At 71.4% G+C, this 24,828-nt stretch carries 24 protein-coding genes; 11 read left to right on the forward strand and 13 right to left on the reverse strand.

Annotated features, from left to right (window positions below; translation table 11 throughout):
- Positions 1-4: 4 nt before the first annotated feature.
- From V7053_RS00200 to V7053_RS00225, 6 genes are read right to left on the reverse strand one after another with little or no spacing between them, the layout of a single operon-like run.
- Entirely contained in the window at positions 5-1,114 is a 1,110-nt protein-coding gene (locus tag V7053_RS00200; protein ID WP_334170239.1) for an enolase C-terminal domain-like protein, read from the reverse strand.
- Positions 1,111-2,901, reverse strand: a complete 1,791-nt coding sequence (locus V7053_RS00205; protein ID WP_334170240.1) for a thiamine pyrophosphate-requiring protein — start codon at positions 2,899-2,901, stop codon at positions 1,111-1,113. The genes V7053_RS00200 and V7053_RS00205 overlap by 4 nt, the downstream gene beginning before the upstream one ends.
- Position 2,902: 1 nt before the next feature.
- Positions 2,903-4,603, reverse strand: a complete 1,701-nt coding sequence (locus tag V7053_RS00210; RefSeq protein ID WP_334170241.1) for a GMC family oxidoreductase — start codon at positions 4,601-4,603, stop codon at positions 2,903-2,905.
- Positions 4,600-5,217, reverse strand: coding sequence for a gluconate 2-dehydrogenase subunit 3 family protein (locus tag V7053_RS00215; RefSeq protein WP_334170242.1), 618 nt, complete (start codon positions 5,215-5,217; stop codon positions 4,600-4,602). Before V7053_RS00215 ends, V7053_RS00210 begins: the two co-directional genes overlap by 4 nt.
- Positions 5,214-5,699 (reverse strand): hypothetical protein, encoded by a 486-nt coding sequence (locus V7053_RS00220; RefSeq protein WP_334170243.1) that lies wholly within the window; start codon positions 5,697-5,699, stop codon positions 5,214-5,216. The genes V7053_RS00215 and V7053_RS00220 overlap by 4 nt, the downstream gene beginning before the upstream one ends.
- Before the next feature lie 14 nt (positions 5,700-5,713).
- A complete protein-coding gene (locus V7053_RS00225) occupies positions 5,714-6,604 on the reverse strand; it encodes an SDR family oxidoreductase (RefSeq protein WP_334170244.1) in 891 nt (296 codons plus the stop codon).
- A gap of 148 nt (positions 6,605-6,752) precedes the next feature.
- Between V7053_RS00225 and V7053_RS00230 the strand changes: the two genes are divergently transcribed.
- Positions 6,753-7,724, forward strand: coding sequence for a DNA topoisomerase IB (locus tag V7053_RS00230; RefSeq protein ID WP_334170245.1), 972 nt, complete (start codon positions 6,753-6,755; stop codon positions 7,722-7,724).
- A gap of 122 nt (positions 7,725-7,846) precedes the next feature.
- On the opposite strand, the gene V7053_RS00235 is transcribed toward V7053_RS00230, so the two are convergent.
- Both V7053_RS00235 and V7053_RS00240 read right to left on the reverse strand, forming a co-directional pair.
- Positions 7,847-8,200, reverse strand: a complete 354-nt coding sequence (locus tag V7053_RS00235) for a hypothetical protein (protein WP_334170246.1) — start codon at positions 8,198-8,200, stop codon at positions 7,847-7,849.
- 43 nt (positions 8,201-8,243) lie between these two features.
- Entirely contained in the window at positions 8,244-8,507 is a 264-nt protein-coding gene (locus tag V7053_RS00240) for a GlsB/YeaQ/YmgE family stress response membrane protein (protein ID WP_334170247.1), read from the reverse strand.
- A gap of 278 nt (positions 8,508-8,785) precedes the next feature.
- Between V7053_RS00240 and V7053_RS00245 the strand changes: the two genes are divergently transcribed.
- Positions 8,786-9,460: an SDR family oxidoreductase gene (locus V7053_RS00245; RefSeq protein ID WP_334170248.1), complete on the forward strand. Its 675-nt coding sequence runs from the start codon at positions 8,786-8,788 to the stop codon at positions 9,458-9,460.
- A gap of 161 nt (positions 9,461-9,621) precedes the next feature.
- Here V7053_RS00245 and V7053_RS00250 read toward each other — a convergent pair whose 3' ends face one another.
- The 4 genes from V7053_RS00250 to V7053_RS00265 all read right to left on the reverse strand — a co-directional run bounded on the left by V7053_RS00250 (position 9,622) and on the right by V7053_RS00265 (position 13,504).
- Positions 9,622-10,851, reverse strand: coding sequence for a glycosyltransferase family 4 protein (locus V7053_RS00250; protein ID WP_334170249.1), 1,230 nt, complete (start codon positions 10,849-10,851; stop codon positions 9,622-9,624).
- A 13-nt stretch (positions 10,852-10,864) separates the two neighbouring features.
- Positions 10,865-11,263: a 6-pyruvoyl trahydropterin synthase family protein gene (locus tag V7053_RS00255; protein ID WP_334170250.1), complete on the reverse strand. Its 399-nt coding sequence runs from the start codon at positions 11,261-11,263 to the stop codon at positions 10,865-10,867.
- Positions 11,241-12,284 (reverse strand): zinc-dependent alcohol dehydrogenase, encoded by a 1,044-nt coding sequence (locus tag V7053_RS00260; RefSeq protein ID WP_334170278.1) that lies wholly within the window; start codon positions 12,282-12,284, stop codon positions 11,241-11,243. Before V7053_RS00260 ends, V7053_RS00255 begins: the two co-directional genes overlap by 23 nt.
- A 245-nt stretch (positions 12,285-12,529) precedes the next feature.
- Positions 12,530-13,504, reverse strand: a complete 975-nt coding sequence (locus V7053_RS00265) for a glycosyltransferase family 9 protein (protein ID WP_334170251.1) — start codon at positions 13,502-13,504, stop codon at positions 12,530-12,532.
- A 142-nt stretch (positions 13,505-13,646) separates the two neighbouring features.
- Between V7053_RS00265 and V7053_RS00270 the strand changes: the two genes are divergently transcribed.
- The 7 genes from V7053_RS00270 (at position 13,647) to V7053_RS00300 (ending at position 20,497) form a co-directional block, all read left to right on the forward strand.
- Entirely contained in the window at positions 13,647-14,228 is a 582-nt protein-coding gene (locus V7053_RS00270; protein WP_334170252.1) for a D-glycero-alpha-D-manno-heptose-1,7-bisphosphate 7-phosphatase, read from the forward strand.
- A complete protein-coding gene (locus tag V7053_RS00275; RefSeq protein ID WP_334170253.1) occupies positions 14,225-15,253 on the forward strand; it encodes a glycosyltransferase family 9 protein in 1,029 nt (342 codons plus the stop codon). The genes V7053_RS00270 and V7053_RS00275 overlap by 4 nt, the downstream gene beginning before the upstream one ends.
- Positions 15,253-16,335 (forward strand): glycosyltransferase, encoded by a 1,083-nt coding sequence (locus V7053_RS00280; RefSeq protein ID WP_334170254.1) that lies wholly within the window; start codon positions 15,253-15,255, stop codon positions 16,333-16,335. The genes V7053_RS00275 and V7053_RS00280 overlap by 1 nt, the downstream gene beginning before the upstream one ends.
- 14 nt (positions 16,336-16,349) lie before the next feature.
- Entirely contained in the window at positions 16,350-17,639 is a 1,290-nt protein-coding gene (locus tag V7053_RS00285; RefSeq protein WP_443022466.1) for a glycosyltransferase, read from the forward strand.
- Complete coding sequence (locus V7053_RS00290; protein WP_334170255.1) at positions 17,636-18,331, forward strand: D-sedoheptulose-7-phosphate isomerase; 696 nt, start codon at positions 17,636-17,638, stop codon at positions 18,329-18,331. The genes V7053_RS00285 and V7053_RS00290 overlap by 4 nt, the downstream gene beginning before the upstream one ends.
- Position 18,332: 1 nt before the next feature.
- Entirely contained in the window at positions 18,333-19,715 is a 1,383-nt protein-coding gene (locus tag V7053_RS00295) for a PfkB family carbohydrate kinase (RefSeq protein WP_334170256.1), read from the forward strand.
- 77 nt (positions 19,716-19,792) lie between these two features.
- The gene (locus tag V7053_RS00300) at positions 19,793-20,497 is read left to right on the forward strand and encodes an SDR family oxidoreductase (RefSeq protein WP_334170280.1); all 705 of its coding nucleotides are present in this window, start codon (positions 19,793-19,795) and stop codon (positions 20,495-20,497) included.
- 132 nt (positions 20,498-20,629) lie between these two features.
- On the opposite strand, the gene V7053_RS00305 is transcribed toward V7053_RS00300, so the two are convergent.
- Complete coding sequence (locus tag V7053_RS00305) at positions 20,630-21,730, reverse strand: glycosyltransferase family 9 protein (protein WP_334170257.1); 1,101 nt, start codon at positions 21,728-21,730, stop codon at positions 20,630-20,632.
- Positions 21,731-21,841: 111 nt separating this feature from the next.
- Here V7053_RS00305 and V7053_RS00310 point away from each other — a divergent pair, with 111 nt between their 5' ends.
- On the forward strand, positions 21,842-23,305 hold the full coding sequence (locus V7053_RS00310; protein WP_334170258.1) for an aldehyde dehydrogenase family protein: 1,464 nt from the start codon (positions 21,842-21,844) through the stop codon (positions 23,303-23,305).
- A gap of 2 nt (positions 23,306-23,307) precedes the next feature.
- On the forward strand, positions 23,308-24,828 hold a 1,521-nt coding region (locus V7053_RS00315), incomplete at its 3' end, for a PfkB family carbohydrate kinase (RefSeq protein ID WP_334170259.1).

Here is a 24,828-nt window from a genome sequence, read left to right on the forward strand (position 1 = left end):
AGGGTCAGGCGACCCGGTAGCGCTCGGCGTCCGCGGTGCGGAGTTCGAGGCCGTTGCCGGGTCGTTCCGCGTCCGGGGTGATGGTCCCGCCCTGAGGATCGAGCGTTCCCTCGAAGAGCATCTGCTCAAGCCGGACGTGGTCGTGGAACCACTCGAGGTGCCGGAGGCGCGGTGCCGCGGCGGCCGGTGCGGCCGTGATGGCGGGAGCGCAATGCCCCGAGAAGTCGATTCCGTGCGCGTCCGCGACCGCGGCAGCCCGCAGCCAGCCCGTGATGCCGCCACAGCGCGTCACGTCGGCTTGCAGGCAGTCGACTGCGCCGGCCGCGCACATGCGCTCGACGTCGGCGGCCCGGGTGAGGTATTCGCCGGCGGCGACATCCGCAGCGACGGACTTGCGCACGAAGCGGAGTCCCGCGAGGTCCTCGCTCGAGACTGGCTCCTCGAACCACGTGAAGGCTGCCTCGCGCGCGGCCTGGGCGACCCGGATGGCCTGCTTCGCCGAATAGGCTCCGTTTGCGTCGACAAACAGCTCGGCGTCCGGTCCCACTGCCTCGCGCGCTATGAGCATGCGTTCGATGTCACGCGTCTCGTCCGTGCCGCGGTCCTGGCCGATCTTGATCTTCGCGCGGGGGATGCTCTGCCCGAGGACCCAGCCGACGAGCTGCTCTGTGAGCCGTTCGTACGAATAGGTCGTGAAGCCGCCGCTACCGTAGACCGGCACCTCCGCGCGGGCAGCTCCGAGGAATTGGTGCAGCGGCAGGCCCGCGAGGCGCGCCGCGAGGTCCCAGAGTGCGCAGTCGACGGCGGACGCCGCGTAGGAGGCGGCACCCGATTGGCCGGCATTGCGAAGCGCTCGGGCCATCGCCTCGGCGCTCGCCCGAACGGAGAAGGCGTCGGTCCCGCGGACGGCTGGCTCGAGCAGTTCGGAGACGACGCCGATGAGCGCCTTCGGTCCGTACGTGTACCCGATTCCCGTCTCTCCGGCCGCCTCGGCATGGACGACGACGATCGTGGTCGAGTCCCATGCGAACGTTCCGTCCCCCTCCGGGGCATCCGTCGGCACCGTGTAGGCCGAGGCCCGGACGGCGGTGACAGGAGAAGCCGCCCCGCTCACTTCCGGTGCCCCGGAAGCAGCTCCTGGGCCTTGGTCTTGAGACCCTCCTTGATGTAGCCCCACCGGTGCGGGTCGCCGTGGACCACGCTCTTGGCGGCGTTGAGCGCCTGTTCGAACGTCGCGTGCGGCGGGATGGGCGGGACGTTCGGGTCGGTGCGGACATCGAGCACCGTGGGCCGTGACGCCGTGAGCGCCTGATCCCAGGCTGAACCGAGGGCATCCGGGTTGTCGACCGAGACGGCCCCGAGTCCCAGCCCCGCAGCGAAGCCCGCGTAGTCGACGTCGGGAATCGCCTGGGTCATGGGGACGGTCGGCGACCCGCTGAACGCCCTGAGCTCCCACGTGACCTGATTGAGGTCGTTGTTGTGGAGCACGACGACGATGAGCCGCGGATCCTCCCACTCCTCCCAGTAGCGTGCGATGGTGATGAGTTCCGCGAGACCATTCATCTGCATCGCGCCGTCGCCCTCGAACGCGATGACCGGCCGGTCGGGGTTCCCGAACTTGGCTCCGATGGCATAGGGGACGGCCGGGCCCATCGTCGCGAGGTTGCCGGAGAGGCTTCCCCGCACGCCAGAGGGGAATCGGAGCTGACGCGCGTACCAGTTCGCGGCGCTTCCCGAATCCGCGGCAATGATCGCGCTCGCGGGCAGGCGCTCCGAGAGTTCCGAGAACACGCGCAGGGGGTTGATCGGTTCGGCCTCGACGAGGGCCTCGTCGTGCATGGTCTCCCACCACCTCGAGACCTTGTCCTCGATATCCTTGCGCCAGCTACGGTCCTCCTTCCGGACGAGAAGCGGGATGAGGGCCCGCAGCGCGGCGCCGGCGTCGGCGACGAGGTTGACCTCGTAGGGGTACCGGAGGCCGACCATGGTCGGGTCCACGTCGATCTGCACGCCGCGCGCCTGCCCGGGTTCCGGGAAGTAGTTCGCATAGGGAAAGCTCGAGCCGACGGTCAGGAGCGTGTCGCAATCACGCATGAGCTCGTAGCTCGGCCTCGTGCCGAGGAGGCCGATCGAGCCCGTCACGTAGGGCAGCGTGTCAGGGAGGGCATCCTTGCCGAGGAGCGCCTTGGCCACCCCCGCGCCGAGGAGCTCGGCGACCTGCTGGACCTCCGCGGCAGCATGCCGGGCGCCCTGGCCGATGAGCATCGCCACTCTCTCGCCCTGGTTGAGGACGTCTGCCGCTCTCCGGATCGCCTCCATGTCCGGCTGAACGTCGGGCCACTCGATGCCGAGGCTCGAGGGCACCATCTTCATCGCGTGGGTCGGAGCGGAGTACTCGAGCTCTTGGACATCCGCTGGAATGACGACGGCGGTCGGGGCGCGACGAGCGTACGCGACCCGGATCGCGCGGTCGATGACGTTGGGCAGCTGCTCCGGGACCGTGACGAGCTGGACGTAGTCGGAGGCAACGTCCTTGAAGAGCGTCGGCAGATCGACTTCCTGCTGGAACGATCCCCCCATCGAGGTGCGGGCCGCCTGCCCGACGATCGCGACGACGGGGACGTGGTCGAGCTTCGCGTCGTAGAGGCCGTTGAGCAGGTGGATCGCGCCGGGCCCGGAGGTGGCCATGCAAACCCCGACCCGGCCGGTGAACTTCGCATAGCCGACCGCCTCGAACGCGGCCATCTCCTCGTGGCGCGCCTGAATCAGACGCGGCCCCTCACCCTTGCCGAGCGCGGTCACGATCCCGTTGATGCCGTCGCCGGGATAGCCGAACACCGTCTCGACGTCCCACGCCCTCAGCCGCTCGAGCAGGAACTCGGCGACGTTCTGTGCGGCCATGTCAGCCCTCCTTCTGGAGTGTGAACGTTTCCGTGGGCCGGCGGACACCCTGCCGTGCACCCGCAGCAAGCCTCGCCGCCGTCCTCGCGGCGAGGGCCATGATCGTCAGAGCCGGGTTGGCGCTGCCCTGAGTGGGCAGGACGCTCCCGTCCGTGAGGAAGAGGTTCGGCACTGCGAAGGTGCGGCAGTCGGCGTCGACCACTCCGTGTTCCTGGTCCGCCGCCATGCGGGCACCGCCCACGAGGTGGGCGTACCGCTGGATGGTCATGACCTCGCTCGCTCCGGCGGCGTGGAGAATCTCCTCCATCTTCTCCTGCGCGGCTTTCATGAGGCGCTTGTCGTTGCCGCCCCGGCTGTACGTCACGCGGGCCACGGGCATCCCCCGCCGGTCCTTCTCGGCATCGAGCGTGACCCGGTTGCCGGGAAGCGGCAGGAATTCGCACAGCGCGCCGAGGCAGGCCCAGTGCACGTAATCGCTCATGCGCCGTCGGAGGTCCCTGCCCCAGTGGCCCTGCGCCGCGATGTGCTCCGCCCACGTGATCGGCAGGGGAGAGACCGTCTGGATCGAGAAGCCCCGCTTGTACGGCTTCGACGGATCCGTCTCGTAGAACTGCTCGGTGCTGACCTCGGGCGGGGGCGCCTTGTACATCCGCACCTCGTCCTCGAACCGGCCGCCGGTCTGCGGCGCTCCCTGGACCATGAGGTACCGGCCGACAAAGTCGAAGTCGTTGCACAGCCCGTCGGGAAAGCGCTGTGAGGCCGAGTTCAAAAGGAGCCGTGGCGTCTCAATCGAGTACCCCGCGACGGCGACGTTCCTGGCCCGCTGGAAGCGTTCGACCCCGCGGTGCACGAAGTGCACGCCCGTCGCGAGGCCTGTGCGCGAGTCCACTTCGACACGGGTCGCGGTGGAATTGGCGCGGATCTCGGCTCCGTGCTCGATCGCATCCGGGACATGTGTGATGAGCGGGGACGCCTTCGCATCGACCTTGCACCCCTGGAGGCAGAAGCCGCGGTAGATGCAGTGCCGCCGATTGCCGAAGCGGCCGTTCGAGATCGCTACCGGCCCGACCCTGGCCTCGATTCCGCACTGGTCCGCGCCGCGGAGGAATACCTCCCCGTTGCCGCCCACCGGGTGGGGGCTCTGCGGGTAGCTGTGCGGCTCCCCCCACGGCCAGTCCTGCCCCGCGACTGGCAGCTCCTCCTCCATGTCCTCGTAGTACGGCCTGAGGTCCTCGTAGTCCAAGGGCCAGTCGGCCCCGACTCCGTCGAGGGTCTCCGTGTGGAAGTCGCTCGGGTGGAAACGTGGCGCGTAGCCGGCGAAGTGCACCATCGAGCCGCCCACGCCTCGGCCAGAGTTGTTGGAGCCGAGCGGGACAGGGTCCTCCCCGTCGATGACGCGGGGCTCGGTCCAGTAGAGATGATGGGACCCCGCCTCGTCGCTCACCCAGTCGCGCTCGGGTTCCCAGAAGGGGCCCGCCTCGAGCACGACGATGGACCACCCCTCCCGGGCGAGGCGCTGGGCGACCGTCGATCCTCCCGCGCCGCAGCCGACGATCACGAGGTCCACCTCGTCGTCGTCCCCATAGCGTCGCATGCGCTCGATGACGTCGGGGCTTGAGGCGGGAAGCAGCCACGCCGATTCGTTGCGCGCCCGGACGGCCCTGAGCGAATTGATGGTCGCGAGCGGGTTCAGGGACCTCATGCCTTCTCACCGGGATGTGCATCCCGCACCTCGAAGTGCTCGCGGCGCCCCACCCCGAGGTTCGCATACCCGCGGGGATAGGCCGGTCCGGGGAACCCGATCTCGTCCCAAGCCCACGGGTGAGCGTAGAACGCCGTGCACGCGTAGCGGAGCCACAGATTCCAGACGTGGCCAGCCGGCATGCCGTGCCATTGGCCCTCAAGGGCTTGAACTGCACCGAGCACGGCCTCCTGCTGGGCCGGCGTGGCGTCTGCGAACCCGACCCCGTAGCGTTCGCGCGCATCCTCGTCGATGAATCGGACGGACCGCCGCCACACCTCGCCGTCCTCGGGCAGGTCCGCGTACCTCCAACCGTCGGTCTCCCCAGCGGCCAGCCTGGCGTCGACGAGGTTCACGAGCGGCACGCGCGGCTCGCCCTCCTGCCCCACGAGCTGGTCCAGCATCGCCGAGGCGATCCCTTCCTCCTCGGCGTTGAAGAAGCACACGTCCGGCGGCCGCCCCACGCGGGAGAGGATGAGCGCTGACGTCGCCTCGTCCCAGTGGTCCCTCTGCTCGAGTGCCCGCTGCCCCGGGAAGCGGCCCCCGCCGTCGTCCTCTGGTAGAGGGAGTGTCACGACTCCCTCCTCAGGACCGACGCCAGAAGTCCCATGCCCCCCACGAGGGTGACGAGCAGCGGCGCGAGCAGCGGCGGTCCCATCTCCGAGTTGTAGCGGAACTCTTTGAATCCCCCCGGCCGCTGCGCGATCCCGCGCAGGTGAAGGTACGTCCCCTGGAGTCCGTTGGCGATGATCGCCGCGCTCGCGAGCGGGAGCGCGGTGTGTGCCATGCGGGTGCTCACGACGCCCGCGACCCCCGCCGCCGCACCGATCGGGCCGAGCACCACGGGCGCCCACATCCACGGGTCGCCGAAGCTCGCCCTGTCGTGCTCAAGGTAGATCTCGGCCGCGGTCACGAGTGCCCCCGCAGCCGTCAGGCCGGAGAGCGTCCGTTCGAAGCGCCCTGTCTCGACGTTTCGAACGAGCCGCTGGATCCCTCGGGGTGCGGGTGTTTGGGCTATCAATCGGCTTGCAGGGCCCCGGGAGGGGATGAGCTTCATGGGATTCCTTTCTCCTAGAAGGGCTTTCCTCCTGTCACGGGGACGACGGCGCCCGAGATGTAGGACGCCTCGTCCGAAGCGAGCAGAACGTACGCGGGGGCGAGCTCCGCGGGCTGGGCCGGACGCCCGAACGGGCTGTCCTTGCCGAACTCGGGCACGTGGTCCGGCCAGCCTGTTGAGGGAATGAGCGGAGTCCAGACCGGGCCAGGAGCGACGGCGTTGATCCTGATCCCCTTCTCGCCCAGCTCCGGGGCGAGCGCCTTGACGAGCGCAACCTGGGCTGCCTTCGTCATCGCGTAGTCGAAAAGGCTCGGCGAGGGCTGGGCCGCCTGGATGGAGCTCGTGATGATGATCGATGCGCCGGGCTGGAGGTGCGGAAGCGCCGCTCGCAGGAGCCAGAACTGGCTGTACAGATTGGTCTTGAGCACCCGGTCGAACTCTTCGGTCTGCACGGCGTCGATGCCGTCCCGGGCCTGCTGGTACGCGGCGTTGAGCACGAGGACGTCGAGCCGCCCGAACTCGTCGAGGACCCGGCGGGGGAGGGAGCCGGCGTAGTCCTCGTCGCGGAGGTCGCCGTCGAGCGTGAGGGCTTCGCGTCCAGCGTCGCGCACGAGCGACGCCGTCGACTCCGCGTCCTCCCACTCCTCGGGGAGGTGAGTGAGGGCTACGTCCGCGCCCTCACGTGAGAACGCAATCGCGACGGCACGCCCGATCCCGGAATCGCCGCCGGTGATCAGGGCCGCGCGTCCCTCGAGCCGCCCGTGACCTTCGTAGGTCTCCTCGCCGTGGTCTGGGCTCGGCTCGGTCTCAGTGGTGGTTCCAGGAGCTTCGAGATCCTGCGCGGGCTTCTCACCGGCAGGGTGCACCTCTTGCGGGTTGTCGGGTTCGTTCGTGCGATCGGACATGCGTGCGTCCTCCGGAAGGTGGAAGGCGGACAGGGACCTACGGCTTGATCCACGGCTCACGATACGCCCGGCTCCGGGGCCGCGGAACCCGCTGTGCGGCCTATGTGGAAAGTGATTGAACCGCGGAAAACCGGGGTAAGTGCGGCCAGTGGCCCGCACTCACCGTTCCCTTCGCACCGCTTGGACGCGGCGCCGCGCGGGCCGGGGATTCACGTATCTCAACGAGAACGGCGAGCGCCTCCCGCCGAGCGAACTTGAGCGGGTGCGCTCGCTCGCCATCCCGCCCGCGTGGCGGAACGTCAAGATTGCCGCGTCGCCCCAAGCGAAGCTGCAGGCCATGGGCGTGGACGCGGCTGGACGCACCCAATACCTCTACAACGCGGCGTGGCGCGCCCGGCAGGAAGCCCGGAAGTTCGACCGGGCCCTGACGCTCGCGCAGCGACTCCCTCGCATCCGCCGCGCGGTCACGCGTGATCTGCGCGGCGACAGAGGGCCTCGCATTCAAGCCCTGGCTGCCGCCATCCGCATCATCGACCGGGCGGGAGTGCGCGTGGGCAGCCGGCGTTACGCGCGCGAGAACGGCACGTTCGGCGTCACGACGATCCAGCGCCGCCACGTCAAGGCCCACGAGGGGCGCATCGCCTTCGACTTCCCCGGGAAATCCGGCAGCACGTGGCGCTTCACGTTGCGCGACCCGGAGCTTGCCCGCTATCTCGAGGGCCTTCCGCGCCGGCGCGCGAGCCGTCCCGCCCTGGGGTACGACGACGGCGGCTCCTTCCAGCGCATCGGCGCCTCCTCAGTCAACGAGTACCTCCGGGACATCGCCGGCATGGAAGCGACGGCGAAGGACCTGCGCACGTGGCGCGGAACCGCCGTCGCGGCAGCCTCCCTCGACGCGAGTCTCGCGGCGGGGCGAAGCGCCGAGGCAGCGTGGAAGCGGGCGATCGACGACGCCTCGAACTGGCTCAACAACACGCCCGCGGTCGCGCGGGGATCCTACGTGGACCCACTGCTGCTCGAGGCCTACCGCGCAGGCCGGACGGCGAAGACGGACGCGGGAGTCGCCCGGCTGCTCACCGAGATGCGGGAGCGCAGCACGACGTTGGCCCCGCGAGCCTGAACTCGCGGGGCCAACCTGGCGGGGCACGCTTGTGGGGAACGGGTGACGGCGAGGGGAGCCCCAGCCTCCGCCTCGCCGCCTGTCTTGTGGATCCCGTGTCTCTGGACCCCGGGATACCGGGTCTACCCGTGGTCGGGGAAGTCGTCCCTCGTGCGTTGGTCCGCTTCGCCGTCCTTGGGCATGAGGTACCGTTCCCCCTCTTCGGTACTCACGACGTCGTACTCCTCAGCGACCGCTTCCATAGCCGCCTGATCGGTCTCGTTCGGTCCGCGGACCGGGCCGGGGTGCGGCGTCCGCTCGGCGTCGCCCCAGATCGCGCCGAGACCCTTGGAAGTCGGAGTGACTTCGTCCCGGCCCGGCACGTCGTCCTCTTCAGGCTCCCGGGCAAGCGGCTTGCCCGGCTCCTCCAGGGCTTCGTCGGCACGGCGCTCCGAACCCAAGCGGTTCTCGTGGAAGCGGTCATCGCGTTCCGTCATGTCAGACCTCTCGTCTCAGACGTCTCGGGTCAGGTCCGTAGGACTACGTGCGTGAACGGCGGGTCACGGCGCCGTAGATGAGGAGCACAATGACGGAGCCCACGATCGCGACGATCCAGGTCTGGATGCTCCAGAAGTTCTCGAGCCCGACGCCGAACAGCGCGCTGCCGATCCAGCCTCCGAGAAGTGCACCGACCACGCCGAGCAGCAGGGTCATCAACCATCCGCCGCCCTGCCGTCCGGGAATCAAAGCCTTGGCGATCGCTCCGGCGATCAGACCGAGAATGAGAAAAGCCAGGATGCTCACAGTTCTCACCTTTCGTTGCGGACCGGACTGAATTCCGGCCCTGCTGCTCGGCCTGTTACCCCACGCCCCTGCCCCAAAACGGGTGTGACACATTCAGTCGCGGGGTTATTTTCCGGCGTGGCGGGGTAACGGCGGTATGGCGTGAGGAGGATGCAAACTCGCTATTTCTGGTTTCTGAAATGCTAAATTATATCTTTGACCCTGCTTGCGGTGTAACACCGAGAGCGGACATCCCTGACCGCACAGCCGCCGAGGCTGTCGACCGACGGAGTGGATCGATGCCTGCTAATGCCCGGCTCAGTGGCCGGCGCGTCCTGATCACCGGAGAGGACGAGATCCTGGCGCAACGGCTTGGCCGTGTGCTGACCTTCTCGGAGGCGGTGGTCGCGATCAACTCCGCCGTCGGAGCCGACAGCACCCGAATCGTGCGCGCTGCGGTGAGGGAGCTCGGGGGCGTGGACGTACTGATTAATACCGGCCCCGCGTCGATTCCCGAGGAGGGTACCAATCCCTGGGTGGCGCGGCGCAGCGTCGAAAAGGCTCTCCAGCGTTCCATGTCCGTCCTCGTCACGGCCACCGAAGCGGCCCTTCCCTCGCTGAACGAGAGGGCCAGCATCATCAACACGGTGGCGTTCTCGACCCCCGGTCTGCTCCTCACCCGCGGCCAGGAAGCCCTCGCGACAGCCGTGCTCGAGACGACCCAAGGCTGGGCACAGACGCTGGGTCCCCGCGGGATCCGGGTCAATGCGGTGGTGGGCGGGCCCCGATGGGACCCCGACCTCGAGCCGCTCTTCGACCAAGGAAGCCACCACGAGCCCCGCATGACCGATTTCGAAGAGCTCGACGCCTTCGTGTACCTCGCTTCCGAGGAATCCTGCCACGTCTCTGGCTCGGTGCTCGCTGTCGCGCGACCTTTGGCGCCGGAAGAGGTAGCACCGGGCCCGCTCGGCTGAGGTGCTCTGCGCGGGTTTGGGCGACCGCCGGGTCCCCCGTTCTGCCGCCGGGTTCCCCAGTTCTACGTCCAGTTTCCCCAGTTCTGCCGCCGGGTTCCCCAGTTCTACCGCCAGGTTCCCCAGTACTCAGCCGCCTGGAGCCGGCTCGCCCGGCGGGTCGGCTAGAATCCTCGGCGAGTTGCGTCGTCGTCCGCCGAATTCTGGGGAGTTCGGGGCGGAAGCTGGGGAGTTCGGGCTGGAAGCTGGGGAGCCCGGGGCGGAAGCTGGGGAGTCCGGGGCGGAAGCTGGGGAGCTGGGCCGGCCCCAACTGTCCCCGCGGCATCCACGGCCCCAGCGACCGCGGCCGCGGTCTCGGCCCAGGTCGGCAGAGACGATCGTGCCGCGCGGGCGGCGGCGGCCAGGGTCGCCCTCTCTCGGGCATCGGTGAGCCAGGTCCGCAGCATCTTCCGAAGGACGGCCGCGTTCCGCAATTCGCCGACCTTGCCGGCCAGCCCTGCCCCGCCCGAGAGGGAGAGCGAGAGGGCTTCCTCCGCCCCGGTCCCTGCGGGAACGAACGCGGGCACGCCATGCGCTAGGGACTCGACGACCGACATCCCGAACGTCTCGTGGGCGCTCGGGAGGACGCTGAGGTCAGCAGCCTCCCACGCGGCGTCGAGCGCGGGGCCGCGCAGCTCGCCCGTGAGACGGACCCGCGCCGCGAACCTCGGGGAGGCGGCGGCCTGCCGCACGGCGCGCGCGTAGCCCCTGTCGGCCTGATCCGAGCCGACGAGCGAGGCGCTCCACGGAAGATCCAGAAGGCCCTCGAGCGCCTCGAGGAAGACAAGCTGGCCCTTGGCCGGGAGCATTGCGGCGACGCACACGAGCCGGGGTGGCTTCGAACCCCGAGCCTGCGGCGCGCGGTCCACCCCTGGGTGGGCGACGACGCCCTCCACGCCATAGCGTTCGACGAGCGTCGCCGCGGCGAAGCGGCTCGGCGCGATCGCTCCCGAACAGGCTCCGAGGGCCGCTCGCTCGAGGCCCGCGAGCCGGGCCGCTTCGGAATCGGGGACCGAATGGGTCCCCACCGCGAGGTCCGCGAGCGAGACGTGGACGAGGAGCCAGACTGAGAGCCCGGCACCCTCCGCCTCGGCGATCTCGTCAGGGCAGCCGAGTCCGACGAGCCCGTCGACGATGACGACGCGGCCGCAGTCGCCCGCAAGACCGAGCAGGAGGCTCGCGAGCCGCTCGCGGTCCGCGGCGCTGCCCTCCGGCCAGTCGCCGGCCAGGCTGTACGCGCGCACGGAGACCCCTGCATCGCGGAGCGCGGAGACGAGCCTGTCGTTGTACACGGTGCCGCCCGAATTCCAACCGAGCGGCGCCGCAGCAACGAAATCTATTCGCCCGGGAGTCATGTCTCAGCGGGGCTCACGGAAGCTCCAGACTGTAGCCCGCCGACGCGTCCGGGTGCTCGCGGAGGACGACCGAGAGCCCGACGAGGCGATCACCAGCGGCCGCGGCCGTTCCGCCGAGCCGCCCGGCGACGTCCTCGGCAAGATGACGGGCCACGGCCTCGGTCGTCGAGAGCCTGCCCTCGAACGCCGGGTGCTCGTCGAGGTTCCGGTAGCGCAGGCCCTCGAGCGACTCGCCGAGCACGCCGGAGAGGGCCCCGATGTCCATGACCGTCGCGTTCTCGTCGAGCTCGAGCGCCCGGACGGTGAGTTCGACGACGAACGTCGCCCCGTGCAGGCCCTGTGCTGGCCCGAAGGCGGGCCGCGGCAGGCTGTGGGCAATCATGACGTGGTCACGGACGGTCAGCGAATACATGATCTCCCTTTGCTCCCGGGTACCGGATGACGTGGCACAGGCCCGTGTGGGCGTCTGGCCCTCCTGGCCCCTCCGAGGCTAGCCCGTCCATCGCCTCCGGGAGGTCCTCGAAGTCGGTGGGGCCGCCGAGGAACGTGTCGAAGACCGGGTCCTTGAGCAACTCGAGGGCCAAGGCGAGGCGCTGCGCCGTCGTGCGCCGGTGCCGTCGGGGGAGCGCGACCTGGCCGACCTGGCTGGCCCGGAGCGAGAGACGACGCGCGTGGAAGTCCGCGCCGAGCGGAATGCTCACCGGCTGCTCGCCATACCACGAGAGCTCGATGATCTCGCCGTCGTCCCCGACCAGTTCGAGGCAGCGCGCGAGGCCCGATGCGCTCGCCGAGCAGTGGACGACGACGTCGCAGTCGTCGTGCGCCTCGTCGGGGGCCGCGAAGGCGACGCCGAGCCCCTCGGCGAATCGCGCCTTGGTGGGGTCGGCGTCGACCGCTTCGAGGCGGGAGAGGGGGAAGCGGCGCAGGAGCGTGAGCACCGCCCCGCCCACGAGGCCGCAGCCGACGACGGCGACCCTGTCCCCGATGCGGGGACTCGCGTCCCACAGTGCGTTGACGGCGGTCTCCACGGCGCCGGCGAGCACGGCCCGGTGCGCGGGGACGCCGTCGGGGACGACGGCGAGCTCGGCGGCCGGGACGACGTACCGGTCCTGATGCGGGTAGAGGCAGAAGACGGTGCGGCCCACGAGCTCGGCGGGCCCCTCCTCCACGACGCCGACCGAGAGGTACCCGTATTTCACCGGGCACGGGAACGTGCCTTCCTGATGCGGCGCCACCATGAGGCCGGCGACGCGCTCGGGCACGCGGTTGGCATGGACGAGTCGTTCCGTGCCGCGGCTCAAGCCCGAGTAGAGCGTCCGGACGAGGGCCTCGCCCTCGCGGGGCGCAGCCAGCGTCTCGCGCCGCAGTTCGCCCTGCCGCGGCCCGACCGTCCAGTACGCGGTGGCGGAGTACTTCGGCGCGGTCGGGAACACTCCGTCAGTGTAGAGCCGGAGCGTCCCCTTCGGGGCTCCCCCCTGTGCGGCTCCGCCCACCGGAACGGGCGTGCGCCCGGCCCAGACATCCTTGATGCGCTCCGGCACTTCCCCAACACGCTCGGGCACTTCCCCAACACGCTCGGGCACAGTCGCTCCTTCCCTCGGCAGACCCACCGAGGGCGCCATACCCCACAGGGGCCCTGGCAAAACGCTGGCGACGCGAACTGGGAAGGCCGAGGACGCTACGGTGCCGCGAGGTGCCTCGGCTCCCGGCGCGTTCCCCGCTCCTCGAGCCGCGCGACGGCGTCGAGCACGTGCCCGGGCCACACGGCGAGCATCGCGGGGTCGGGGAGGTCCGCGAACGGGTCCCCGTGCCGGACGGAGGGATCGGTCAGCACGACGTGCGGCCCGTCCGCCGGTGGACCCCACTGCTCCGGGGTGGCGGGGCCGAAGATGACGACGGAGGGCGTGCCGTAGGCGGTGGCGAGGTGGCCCGCGGACGTGTCCGCGGTGACGACGAGGCGCGCCGCAGCAACGGCCGCCATGAATTCGGAGAGGCTCCAACGCCCCGCGACGACGGCGGTCTCGGGGAGACCGGCGCCGTGGGCGACGGCTGCGGCACGGGCGCGGTCCTCCTCCCCGCCGGTCAGGAGCACGTCGTGGCCCCGGAGGCGCAGCTCGTGGGCGACGCCGGCGAACCGCTCCACGGGCCAACGCCGGCTCCCGTACGCCGCGCCGACGTGGACGAGCGTGGCGCTGTCGACGGGCGCCGCAACTTCCGGCGGGGACAGGCGGTAGTCGTCCGCCCGCCCGGGCAGCCCGTGCCAGTTGAGGAGGCGCACCCAGCGCTCCCGCTCATGCAGCGTGTCGTCCCATTCCGGACCGGCCCACCCGGGCGCCCGGTGCCCGATGCGGTGGGCCGGCGCGAGCTCCTCGAGCCGGGTCCGGCTCTCGATCCCCTTGCCGTGGAAGTTCACCCCGACGTCGACGGGTCCGGCGTACGGAATGGGACCATCGAGACCCGGCGTCGGGACGTGCCGGTTGACGCCGCCGACGAGCGGAATGACCGGCTCGAGCCACTTCGGCGCGGCGAGCACGAGTTCGTGCTCGGGGAACCCGGCGCGCAGGCCGCGCAGGCCCGGCACGGAGACGAGCAGGTCGCCGAGCTTGAGTGCTCGGAGCACCAGCAGGACGGGTCGGTCTGAACCCGCTGTCACGGCAGCCTCCATCATCGAAAGCGACAATGCCCTTGGCTTGAGCGAATCGAGGATCCTCCGCAAGCCGGCGGAACCGGCCGGGAGGAGAAGTTGCAGGAGAAAAGAAAGTTTATTGTAGCTTCTCCCGGGGCAGATTCCGGGCATGGACAAAGACCGTCTGGACCAGTCATGGACGACCGTCCCGGCCGCCGTGCTCTTCGACCGGGACGGTACTCTCGTGGACGACGTCCCCTACAACCGAGACCCCCGAAAGGTCAGCCCGGTGCCCGGCGCGCTCGAGGCTCTGGAGCGACTGCGTGCCGCCGGTGTGCCGACCGGGGTCGTCACCAACCAGTCAGGGGTCGGGCGGGGACTCATGGGCTCCGTCGACGTCTACCGTGTCAATCGGCGCGTCGATGACCTGCTGGGGCCGTTCGACGTGTGGCGGGTGTGCCCTCACCATCCCGAGCAGGGGTGCCGCTGCCGCAAGCCCCGGCCTGGCCTCATCCTCTCCGCATGCCGGGCGCTAAGGGTCGCGCCCTCGGACGTCGTCGTCGTCGGAGACATCGGCTCCGACATGGAGGCCGCCCGCCGCGCCGGGGCTCGCGGGATCCTTGTCCCGACCCCCGTGACGCTCACGGAGGAGGTCGAGGCCGCGCCCACCGTCGCCCCCGACCTGCTCTCCGCCGTCCTCCTCGCCCTCGGCAAGTCCCTCGAGCCTGCCGCCGCGGGGGACGGGCGGTGAGGCGAGTCCTCGTCGCACGGCTCGACAGCCTCGGCGACGTCGTCCTCTCGGGGCCCGCGGTCCGGGCGGTCGCGGCCAAGGCCGAGGTCGTCCTCCTGACCGGTCCGCGGGGCGCCGCGGTCGCGCCGATGCTGCCCGGAGTGACCCAGCACCTCGTCTGGGACTGCCCCTGGATCGCCAATCCGGCCCCAGTGGCGACGCCGCGGCACGTGCGCCGGCTCGAGCGGCTGCTCGACCATGCGGCCATCGACGAGGCGGTCGTCCTCACGTCGTTCCACCAGTCGGCGTTGCCGCTCGCATTGGAGCTCCGCCTGTGCGGGGTCCCGCGCATCACAGCGCTCTCCGAGGACTACCCGGGCAGCCTCCTCGACGTGCGGCTCACGAGCGGCGACCTCCCCTGGGAAATCCACGAGGTCGACCGCGCCCTCGGCATCGCGGCGGCGGCTGGCTTCCCGCGGCCCGCGGACGACGACGGCCTGCCCGCCCTCCTGCCCCAGCCCCGGACGTCGCTGCGCCCGTCGGGCGAGTACGTCGTGGTCCACCCTGGTGCTGACGCCCCCGCGAGGACATGGCCGGCGGAACACGCGGCGCAACTCGTCTCGATGCTCGCCGCGGAGGGCCTCCGCGTCGTCGTCACCGGGAACGGGGCCGAGCGGGATCTGACCGCTCGCGTGGCAGGTTCGCAGGGGATCGACGCGGGCGGCGCGACAGACCTCCGGGGGCTCGTCGACCTTCTCGCCGGGGCGGGCGCCGTGGTTGCAGGAAACACCGGACCGGCCCATCTGGCTGCGGCCGTGCGCACGCCCGTCGTGAGCCTCTTCTCTCCCGTCGTCGGGGCGGGCACGTGGGCCCCGCGAGGGGCAGAAGTCGTGCTCCTCGGCGATCAGTCCGCGGCGTGCGCGGGCTCCCGGGCGCGCATGTGCCCCGTGCCAGGGCATCCGTGCCTGGCTGGGGTCACCCCGAGCGAGGTGCTGCGCGCCGTCGAACGACTCGTCTCCCACAACACGAAGGCGGTGCCCGTCTGATGCGGATCCTTCTCTGGCACGTCCACGGCGGCTGGACGGACGGCTTCGTCCGAGGTCAGCACGAATACGTGCTCCCGGTCGACGCCGAGCGGTCGGCGTGGGGCCTCGGCCGCGGGGGGCGCGACTGGCCGAACGCCGCCGAGGTTCCGCTCGAAGAGCTCGCGGCCATCGCGGACACGCTCGACGCCGTCGTCCTTCAGCGGCCCGACGAGGCGAAACGCGTGCGCGAGCTCACCGGACTGCGTCCCGGTGCCGATCTGCCGGCTGTCTACGTCGAGCACAACACACCGAAGGGCGGCGTGCCGGAGACACGGCACCCGCTCGCGGATCAGCGGGAGATCCCGATCGTCCACGTGACACACTTCAACGCGCTCATGTGGGACAGCGGCAGGGCACCTGTCCGCGTCGTCGAACACGGCGTCGTGGACCCCGGACTCTCCTACACGGGCGAGCTCGAACGGCTTGGCGTGGCCATCAATGAGCCCGTGCGGCGCTGGCGGGTCGCGGGCACAGACCTGCTCGGCCGATTCGCCGAGGCCGCACCGCTCGACGTCTACGGCATGGGGGGAGACGGCCTCCTCGAGGTGACCGGGATCCACCCCGCTCGGCTCCACTGGGCTGGCGACGTGCCCACGGCACGCCTCCACGCCGAGCTCGCGCATCGCCGCGCCTACCTGCACCCCTTCCGGTGGACGTCCCTGGGGCTCGCGCTCATCGAGGCCATGATGGCCGGGCTCCCGGTGCTCGCCCTCGGTTCCACCGAGGCGTGGCGCGCCGTGCCACCGACGGCGGGCTGCGTGAGTTCCGACGTCGACGAGCTCGTCGCGGCCGCCCGCCGCTTCCTCGCCGACCCGGAGTCGGCCCGCGAGGCGGGGCTGGCCGCCCGCGAAGCCGCTCTGGCCCGCTACAGCCTGCACCGGTTCCTCGGCGATTGGGACGAGGTGCTCGCAGACGTCGGGGGGCGCCCCGCAGCGATCGCCGGCGCGGCGACGGTTGGCGCGGCAGCCCCCAGCGCAAGCCCCCTGCAGACTTCTTCGGTCCGACCTGATGCTCCGACAGTTCCGCGAGGGACCGGTCAGTGAGGAGAGAAAACACAATGAGAATCTCGATGGTGTCCGAACACGCCAGTCCGCTCGCCACCGTAGGTGGAGTCGATGCGGGCGGACAGAACGTGCACGTTGCGGAGCTCTCCGCAGCGCTCGTACGGCGCGGCCACGACGTCACCGTCTTCACGCGCCGCGACAGTGAGAAGCTCCACTGGGAGCAGACACTGCCGAACGGAGTGCGGCTCGTGAATGTCGACGCAGGCCCTGCCCGCGCTGTCCCCAAGGACAAGCTCCTGCCGTACATCCCCGCGTTCGCCGAGCAGCTTGCCAGCTATTGGGCCGACAACCCGCCGAACATCGTTCACGGCCACTTCTGGATGTCCGGGATCGCGAGCATCGAGGCCGTCGGGAAGCTCCAGAAGCAGCTCCTCCCGCCGCCCGTCGTGGCGGAGACGTTCCACGCGCTCGGCGTCGTCAAGCGGCGCCATCAGGGGACGGACGATACGAGCCCCGCCGAGCGGGAGTTCCTCGAACCCTGGGTCGCCCGCAGCGTGGACCGCGTCATCGCAACCTGCCCGGACGAGGCGTTCGAGCTCCGGCAGCTCGGCGTGAACCGCCGGCGGATCTCGATCGCGCCCTGCGGGGTCGACGTCGAGAAGTTCACCCCCGACGGCCCCGCACGGGCCCGTGGGAAGCGGCTCCGCCTCGCCGTCGTGGGGCGGCTCGTGCCGCGCAAAGGCGTCGACATCGTCGTCTCCGCGCTTGCGCTGCTCGCCGCCTCGGGCCAGCGTGACATCGAACTCCTCATCGTGGGCGGCACGAGCGGCAAGGACCGCATCGCGTCCGACCCCGAGGCCCGCAGGCTCCGCGAGCTTGCCGAGTCGCTCGGCGTCGGCGGCCAGGTCATCTTTACCGGCCAAGTCCCACGCGACGAGATGCCCGAACTCTTCCGGAGCCTCGACGCCGTCGTCTGCACACCGTGGTACGAGCCGTTCGGCATCGTCCCGCTCGAGGCCATGGCGTGCGGAGTCCCGGTCATCGTCTCGGCGGTCGGCGGCCTCCAGGAATCGGTGGTCGACGGCGTCACCGGGATCCACGTTCCACCCAAGCACCCGGCCGCGCTCGCGGACGCGATCGCGATCCTCGCCGACGATCCGGAGCTCCGCGCGCGCTTCGGCGCCGCCGGGGTCGAGCGGACCCGAACGCGCTACACGTGGGACCGGGTCGCGTCCGATACGGAGAGGATCTACCGCGCCATGCTCGACCACTGGGACCAGCCCGAAGCGGACGTCGCAGCCTCCAGGAGCCGTCTTCGGCGCGTCGGAGAGGGGGCTCGATGAAGACGAGCCGCGCGCTCCGCGAACAGTCCCTCATGGCCACACCCGCCGGAGGACTCGCCGCTATCCGCTCCGGAGGCCCCCTAAGCCCCGCCGGCTTCCGCCTGCTCCCTCACGAGCAGCTCTCGGACGGGGTCCTCGAGCACATCGGCGAGGCGAGCCAGACCCTCGACTCGCTGCGGCTCCAGTCCGCCGTCCTCGCCCGCTGGGCCCAGACGCTTGCGCACCGGCTCGCCTCGGGCGCTCGGCTGCTCGCGGCCGGGAACGGGGGCTCCGCTGCGGAGGCGCAGCACCTCACGGCAGAGCTCGTCGGGAGGTACGACGGCGAGCGGAGGCCCTTTTCGGCGATCGCCCTCCACGGCGACACGTCGGCGATCACGGCGATCGCCAACGACTACGGCTACGACGAGGTGTTCGCGCGGCAAGTTCGCGCGCACGCCAGGCCCGGCGACGTCGTCATCCTGCTCTCGACGAGCGGCAAGAGCCCCAACCTCGTCGCTGCCGCTCAGGCCGCCCACGAGGTCGGCGCGCTCACGTGGGCGCTCACCGGGGCGGGCCCCAACCCGCTCTCGGCGGCCGTCGACGAGGCCGTTACGCTCGAGGGCCGGAACTGCCACGTCCAGGAGGCTCAGCTGATCGCGATCCACGCCCTGTGCGAGTGCTTCGACGCCTGCGTGGCAGAAGAGGAGGACTGATATGAAGATCGCCGTCGTCGGTGACACCCTGCTCGATATCGACCTCGTCGGTCACGCCGACAGGCTCTGCCCCGACGCCCCGGTGCCCGTCCTCGACGTCGACGACCGGCTTGAGCGCGCGGGCGGAGCCGGACTCGTCGCGACGCTCCTCGCGGACGACGGGCACGACGTCGAACTCGTCACCGCGCTCGCGGACGACGACGCCGCGGGCCGCCTCCGCGCGCTCCTGGGGCCCGTGCGCGTCCACGCAGCCCCGCTCGGCGCGCCGACTCCGGTCAAGATGCGGCTCACGGCGAGCGGCCAGCGGATCGCGCGGGTCGACGAGGGCTGCGCGACACCTCCGTACCCCGTCGTGGACTTCGGGCTGCTCTCCGTGCTCGAGGAAGCGGAGGCCGTCGTCGTCGCGGACTACGGCCGCCGGTTCACGAGCGTGCCCACAGTCCGCGCGGCCCTCGAGACGGTCGCCCGTCGCATCCCGGTGGTGTGGGACCCGCACCCCCGCGGGGCGCGACCGGTCCACGGCTCGGCGGCCGTCACGCCGAACCTGTCCGAGCTCCTCACGTTCTCCGGTCGCGAGGTCGACGAGCCGGGGGCGGTCGCCATCGCCGCGGGGCGGCTGCGGCAGCGCTGGGGAGCGCGCGCCGTCGTCGTGACCCTCGGGGAGCGGGGAGCGCTCGTGTGCGCGCCCGACGGCGACACTCACGTCGCCGTGCCGTCCGCGGGGCTGCGGATCGAGGACCCGTGCGGGGCCGGAGACCGCTTCGCGTCGTCGCTCGCCATCGCTCTCGCCCACGGCGAGCCGCTCGGCGCTGCGACCGAGACCGCGGTTGCGACAGCTGCCGCGTTCCTCGCCGCGGGCGGCGTCGCGTCGCTCCGCCGCGGTGGCCAGCCAGGGTTCCCCGAAGCCGGCGGGACGGGTCCCGCCGCCGATTCGCCCGCCGTCGCCCTCGCGCGCCGCGTGCGCGCGGCAGGGGGAACGGTGGTCGCGGCAGGGGGCTGCTTCGACCTCCTGCACGCGGGGCACCTGCATCTGCTCCAGGCAGCCCGGGCGCTCGGGGACTGCCTCGTCGTGTGCCTCAACTCGGACGATTCCATTCGGCGTCTCAAGGGCCCCGAGCGGCCCGTCATGAACGAGCACGACCGGGCCGAGCTGCTCCTCGCCCTGAGCTGTGTGGACGCGGTGGAGATCTTCACCGAGGACACCCCTGAGGCCGTACTCGATACCCTGCGCCCCCATGTCTGGGTCAAGGGCGCGGACTACAACCCCGATGAACTCCCCGAGTCGAAGCAGCTCCGTTCGTGGGGCGGCGAAGTCGTGACGGTGCCCCTGGCGCCCGGACGTTCGACGACGGGCCTCGCCGCGGCGATCGCGAGCCTCGGCTGAATGGCAATTGATGTGGAACCCGACAGGAAAGGAACTGCGACAGCATGACGCAAAGCATGGATACCATCCCCGAGACGATGACCGACGCGAGCCACCCCCTCAGGGGTGCGCGCGTCCTCGTGACGGGCGGAGCCTCAGGTCTGGGCGCGGCCGTCGTCGAGGCGCTCGTCGCCGAAGGGGCGCTACCGCTCGTCCTCGACCGTCAGCCCGTCGAAGCGCCCGCGCGCGGCTGGGTCGTGGATCTCTCGGGACGCGAGGCCGCGGAAGCCGCGGTCGCCCAGGTGGCCGAGGAGAGCGGAGGGATCGACGCGATCGTGTGCGCGGCGGGCATCGACCGCTGCGGCGAGCTCAGCGAAGTCCCGGCCGAGGAGTGGGAGAAGGTCATCTCCGTGAACCTCCTCGGGACCGCCGCTGTGGTCCGCGCGGCGCTCCCGCACCTCCTGCGCAGCCATGGCCGGGTCGTCACGGTGGCTTCGACGCTCGGCCTGCGGGGCGCGGGCGGCGCCACGGCGTACTGCGCGTCGAAGTTCGGCGTGATCGGCTTCAGCCGGGCCCTCGCGGCCGAGCTCAAGGGGCGCGTCGGGGTCACGACCCTCATTCCGGGCGGCATGGACACCGCGTTCTTCGACGATCGTCCGGAGGAGTACAAGCCGCACGACCGCTCGAATCTGAACCGCCCCTCCGATACCGCCCGCTCGGTCATCTTCGCGCTCTCCCAGCCCCGCGGCTGCGAGGTCCGCGAGCTCCTCGTCATGGGCTCGATGGAGGATTCCTGGCCGTAAACGCGCGAGGGCGCACGTTCGGCGCGAGGGCGTACGTTCGGCGCGAGGGCGCACGTTGCCGCGCGGGGAAACGTACGCGTTGGGACGAAACGTACGCGTTGGGACGAAACGTGCGCCCTCAGCACACCGCCCTCAGCGGCCCGCGAGCAGATCCCTCGCGTCCTGGAGCACAGCTTCGGTCGGCACTGCGTCCACCCACGTCACGGTGTGGTCGCAGTGCCGGTCGAACGGGTTGGTGCCGTCCGCCCCGCACACGGGGCAGTCGCCCCGCCACGCGATCTGGACTCGGTGGAGGCGCCGCCCGTCGGGCCCTGCGTTGATGAGGTTGCCCACCCAGTAGACGGAGGCCGTCGGCGTCCCGAGGGCTTGGGCGAGATGCCGGGGGCCGCTGTCGTTTGCGACGACGAGGCGCGCGTGCGCGAGCAGCCCGACGAGTGCCCGCACGCTGGTTCGCCCAGCCGCCGATGAGATGAGCCCCTCGGCCCCTCCGGCCAGATCCGCAGCCCTTTCCGCGATGCCGTCTGCGAGCTCGCGCTCGCTCGGGTCTCCCACCACGATGACCTGCCAGCCGTCGAGGGCGAGCTCCGCGGCCACCGCGGCGAAGCGTTCAGCGGGCCAGCGGCGCCGTGGGTCCGTCGCGCCCCCATGCACGACGACGAGACCCGGCGCCTCAGGCGCAAGCCACGGCCGCGCGGCCTCGGCATCGGCGCGCGTGGCGATGAAACGCGGTTCATGGTCGAGGGCGGCCGCGCCCGCGAGCGCGACGACCTCGAGCCAGCGCGCCGCCTCACGCTGGTAGTAGAGGTGCGGGAGGACGCGCTCGAGCGGCTCCGCGTCGGGGGTCGCGCAGCCCACGGTGTGGCGGGCCTCGAGCGCGTTCACGAAGGGGTTGGAGTTCCGTCCGCCCCCGTGGAGCTGGAGCGCGAGGTCGACGCCGTCGGCCCGCAGCTTCTCGATGACCTCCATGGTCTCCGGGTGCTCCCGCCACCCCCGTCCGTCGGGCGCGACGGCGTCTGGGAAGACGGGCACGACGATCGCGCGGTCGACTGGCCCCGGACGGTCCTCGAGGAGGCTCGCGAGCAGTGGTGTCGTGAGCATCACCTGCTCGGCGGTCGGGTAGACGGCGCGGATCGCCTCGAGGGCGGGCATCGTCGAGAGCAGGTCGCCGATCCCGCCTCCGCGCAGGATCGCGATGCGCTCGACGCTGTCGAAGAGCTCAGGGGTGTCTGTCATGGTGGAGGGCTACCCTCCGGTTCGATCCGGGAAACTCCGACAAACTCCGACCCCGTGCTTGGCGCGACGGCGCGGGGGTAACCCCTCGGTGCACTCAATCAGGAGGATTTGATGAGCCCCGCCTTGCCCGCTCGGGCAGCACAGCCACAGCCTCTCACCGCACCGCTTCCCATCGTGGAGGGTGCGGCGCCCGAGGCTCAGACAACGACCGATGGAGGCCGGCGCCGCGACCCGCGCACCGGCGGGCTGCTTGCCTCCGTCCCCTTCAGCGATGCGGATCGCGCCGAAGCCGTCCTCCGCACGGCCCGTCAGGCCTGGATCGAGTGGCGCCGCTCGCCCCAGGCCGATCGGGCGGCGGCGCTGCGCGAACTCGCCGCCGCCGTCGACGACGCGGCGGAGGAGCTTTCCGACCTCAACGCGCGTGAGACTGGCCGTGTCTCCGCGGACGCCCACGCGGGGATCCGCGCCGGCGCCGAAGCCCTGCGCCGCTACGCCGAGCTGAGCCTCCTGCGCTCGGGGCCGAGCCTCGCGGGCGTGGTCTCCGGCTTGGACTTCACGGTCTTCGAGCCGTACGGCGTCGTGCTCGGCCTCACATCGTGGGACGACCCGGTCGCGACGGCGTGCGCGGTCGCTGGGGCAAGCCTCGCAGCCGGCAACGTGGCCGTGCTCAAGCCGAGCGAGCGGTGCCTTCTCGTGGCCCGTCGGTTGGCCGAGGTCTTCGAATCCGTGACCCCGCCGGGAGTGTTGAGCACCATCCTCGGCGACTCCGAGCTGGGGGAGGCCCTCGTGCGCGACCGCCACGTCGACGCCGTCGTGCACGTCGGGGGAGCGGACACTGCTGAGAACCTCGCCGAGGCGGCCTACCGCACGGGCGCACGGCTCGTGCGCATCCCTTCGGGCAACGGCGCCGTGATCGTCGACCGCGGCGTGGACGTGGAGTGGGCGGCCTCGTGTGTCGCGGAGTCCGCCTTCCAGCACGCCGGGCAGCTCCGGTGGTCCGCGGGCCGGGTCTTCGTGATGGACGACGTCGAGGAGCCCTTCCTCGCGGCGCTCGCCGGAGAAGCGGTCGCGTGGGGCGACCCGCAGCGCGTGGGGCCGCTGGTCGATGACGACGCGCGGCGGGCGGTCCACCGATCCGTCACCGCTTCCGTCGACCGGGGAGCGATCGCCGTCGTCGGCGGGAGCATCCCGGACGGACCGGGCTCCTATTACCCTCCCACCGTCCTCGGCGCGTGCAGCCCGCTCATGCCCGTCCTGCGCGAGGACGTCCACGGGCCGGTAGCGGCCGTGATGGGTGTGCACAGCTTCGAGGAGGCGCTGGCCGAGGCTGCCGAACCGCCGTCGGGGCCGATGGCGACCGTCCTCACGCGGGACATCGGCCACGCCCAGCTCGCCGCGGCCGAGCTTCCCGTGGCCGCCCTCACGATCAACGGCATACCGTCCGGCTCTGACGCCCCGAGCGTGCCCCAGAGCGGGATGCCGGCGGGTTTCGGCCCGGCTCTCCTCGACGAGCTGAGCCGGCCCAAGGCTGTCCACCTTGAACCCCCTGTCACTGCGCGAGCAAGGAGACACTGAGTATGGGAGCGGAGCACCTGATCGAGACCCTGCGTGACAAGCGCCCGAGCGTCCTCGTGGTGGGGGACATCCTGCTCGACCGGCGCTGGGAGGGGACGGCCGAGCGGCTGTGCCGCGAGGGCCCCGTTCCTGTGCTCGACGTGGACCGGACCCTCGACGCGCCAGGCGGTGCCGCGAACACCGCCATGAACCTTGCGGCCCTCGGGGCCCGCGTCCGGCTCGTCGGGGTCGCGGGCGACGACGAGCCTGGCGACGCGCTCGTCGCGAGGCTCGCAGGGGCCGGGGTCGACACGGAATCGATCGTGCGGCTTCCCGGGCGAAGCACCTCGGTCAAGGCCCGGCTCGTCGCAGACGGCCAGCTGCTCCTGCGCTCCGACTTCTGCCGCACGGCGGACCACGACGAGTCGCGCGAGGCATGCGACCGCGCCCTCGCACACTTCGGGGACGCGGACGCCGTCGTGCTCTGCGACTACGGCCTCGGCGCACTCGCGGCCCTCGATCGCGCCGCAGCGCGCGAGCGGGCCCGCGCGCTCGTCGTCGACGCGCGCCATCCGGGGGCGTGGGCGAGCGTGCACGCCGACGTGGTGACGCCGAACGCGAGCGAGGCGGCCGAGCTCCTGGGTTCGCCCGTGCCGCGCGTGGACCGCGTCGCGTGGGCCGCCGAGCACGCCGCGGAGATCAGCCGCGCCACGGGGGCCCGCCACACGCTCGTGACCCTCGACCGTGACGGCACGATCCTCCTGGACGCCGACCGCGTGGGCCACACGACCCGCGCCCGCCCTGCACCCGAGCAGAACGCGGTGGGCGCGGGCGACACGTTCGTCGCCGGGCTCGCGTTGGGCCTCGCCGCGGGGCTCGCAGTCGAGGACGCGGCGGACGTCGGCCAGGCCGCCGCCGATGTCGTCGTCGAATCGCCCGGCACCTCGACGTGCACGGCCGAGCGGCTGCTCGCCGAGCTGGGCGGCGTCCCCCGCCTCGCGCACACCGGCAACCCGAACACCGGCACGACGGCGCCCGGCCACCGGATACCCGACGACCGTGCACTCAGGCGCCCGACGGCCGTCCGAACCTGGGAGGAGACCCGGCGCGCCGTCGAGGAGGCGCGCGAGGCAGGGTTCGCCGTCGTCCTCACGAACGGCGTCTTCGACGAGCTGCACCGCGGACACACCGCCTTCCTCGACGAGGCCGCGAGCCACGGGGGCCTGCTCGTCGTCGGCGTCAACTCGGATGAGTCCGTGCGCCGGCTCCGGGGCGCTCCGCCAGCCGTCGGCGAGAAGGACCGCGCCGCCGTCGTAGCGGCACTCGGCTCCGTGGACTGCGCCGTCGTCTTCGACTCCGAGACGGCGGTGCCGCTCATCCGCGAGCTCCGGCCGGACGTCTACGTCAAGGGCGGCGATTACCTGCCCGGCATGCTCGCCGAGCAGTCGGCCGTGCGCGAGGTCGGCGGCCGGCTCGAGCTGCTCGGCTACGTCGAACGGAAGACGTCCCAGGCCTCACGGGGGCGGCACGCTGTGTCGAAGACC

Source organism: Sinomonas sp. (genome assembly GCF_036848755.1).
Classification (GTDB): domain Bacteria; phylum Actinomycetota; class Actinomycetes; order Actinomycetales; family Micrococcaceae; genus Sinomonas.

What these genes read in the sequence shown, in the direction of transcription:
- V7053_RS00205 (WP_334170240.1), bottom strand. Translation starts at nt 2,901, where the DNA reads ATGGCCGCACAGAACGTCGCCGAGTTCCTGCTCGAGCGGCTGAGGGCG.
- V7053_RS00210 (WP_334170241.1), bottom strand. Translation starts at nt 4,603, where the DNA reads ATGAGGTCCCTGAACCCGCTCGCGACCATCAATTCGCTCAGGGCCGTC.
- V7053_RS00220 (WP_334170243.1), bottom strand. Translation starts at nt 5,699, where the DNA reads ATGAAGCTCATCCCCTCCCGGGGCCCTGCAAGCCGATTGATAGCCCAA.
- V7053_RS00225 (WP_334170244.1), bottom strand. Translation starts at nt 6,604, where the DNA reads ATGTCCGATCGCACGAACGAACCCGACAACCCGCAAGAGGTGCACCCT.
- V7053_RS00235 (WP_334170246.1), bottom strand. Translation starts at nt 8,200, where the DNA reads ATGACGGAACGCGATGACCGCTTCCACGAGAACCGCTTGGGTTCGGAG.
- V7053_RS00245 (WP_334170248.1), top strand. Translation starts at nt 8,786, where the DNA reads ATGCCTGCTAATGCCCGGCTCAGTGGCCGGCGCGTCCTGATCACCGGA.
- V7053_RS00250 (WP_334170249.1), bottom strand. Translation starts at nt 10,851, where the DNA reads ATGACTCCCGGGCGAATAGATTTCGTTGCTGCGGCGCCGCTCGGTTGG.
- V7053_RS00255 (WP_334170250.1), bottom strand. Translation starts at nt 11,263, where the DNA reads ATGTATTCGCTGACCGTCCGTGACCACGTCATGATTGCCCACAGCCTG.
- V7053_RS00270 (WP_334170252.1), top strand. Translation starts at nt 13,647, where the DNA reads ATGGACAAAGACCGTCTGGACCAGTCATGGACGACCGTCCCGGCCGCC.
- V7053_RS00280 (WP_334170254.1), top strand. Translation starts at nt 15,253, where the DNA reads ATGCGGATCCTTCTCTGGCACGTCCACGGCGGCTGGACGGACGGCTTC.
- V7053_RS00285 (WP_443022466.1), top strand. Translation starts at nt 16,350, where the DNA reads ATGAGAATCTCGATGGTGTCCGAACACGCCAGTCCGCTCGCCACCGTA.
- V7053_RS00290 (WP_334170255.1), top strand. Translation starts at nt 17,636, where the DNA reads ATGAAGACGAGCCGCGCGCTCCGCGAACAGTCCCTCATGGCCACACCC.
- V7053_RS00295 (WP_334170256.1), top strand. Translation starts at nt 18,333, where the DNA reads ATGAAGATCGCCGTCGTCGGTGACACCCTGCTCGATATCGACCTCGTC.
- V7053_RS00300 (WP_334170280.1), top strand. Translation starts at nt 19,793, where the DNA reads ATGACCGACGCGAGCCACCCCCTCAGGGGTGCGCGCGTCCTCGTGACG.
- V7053_RS00305 (WP_334170257.1), bottom strand. Translation starts at nt 21,730, where the DNA reads ATGACAGACACCCCTGAGCTCTTCGACAGCGTCGAGCGCATCGCGATC.
- V7053_RS00310 (WP_334170258.1), top strand. Translation starts at nt 21,842, where the DNA reads ATGAGCCCCGCCTTGCCCGCTCGGGCAGCACAGCCACAGCCTCTCACC.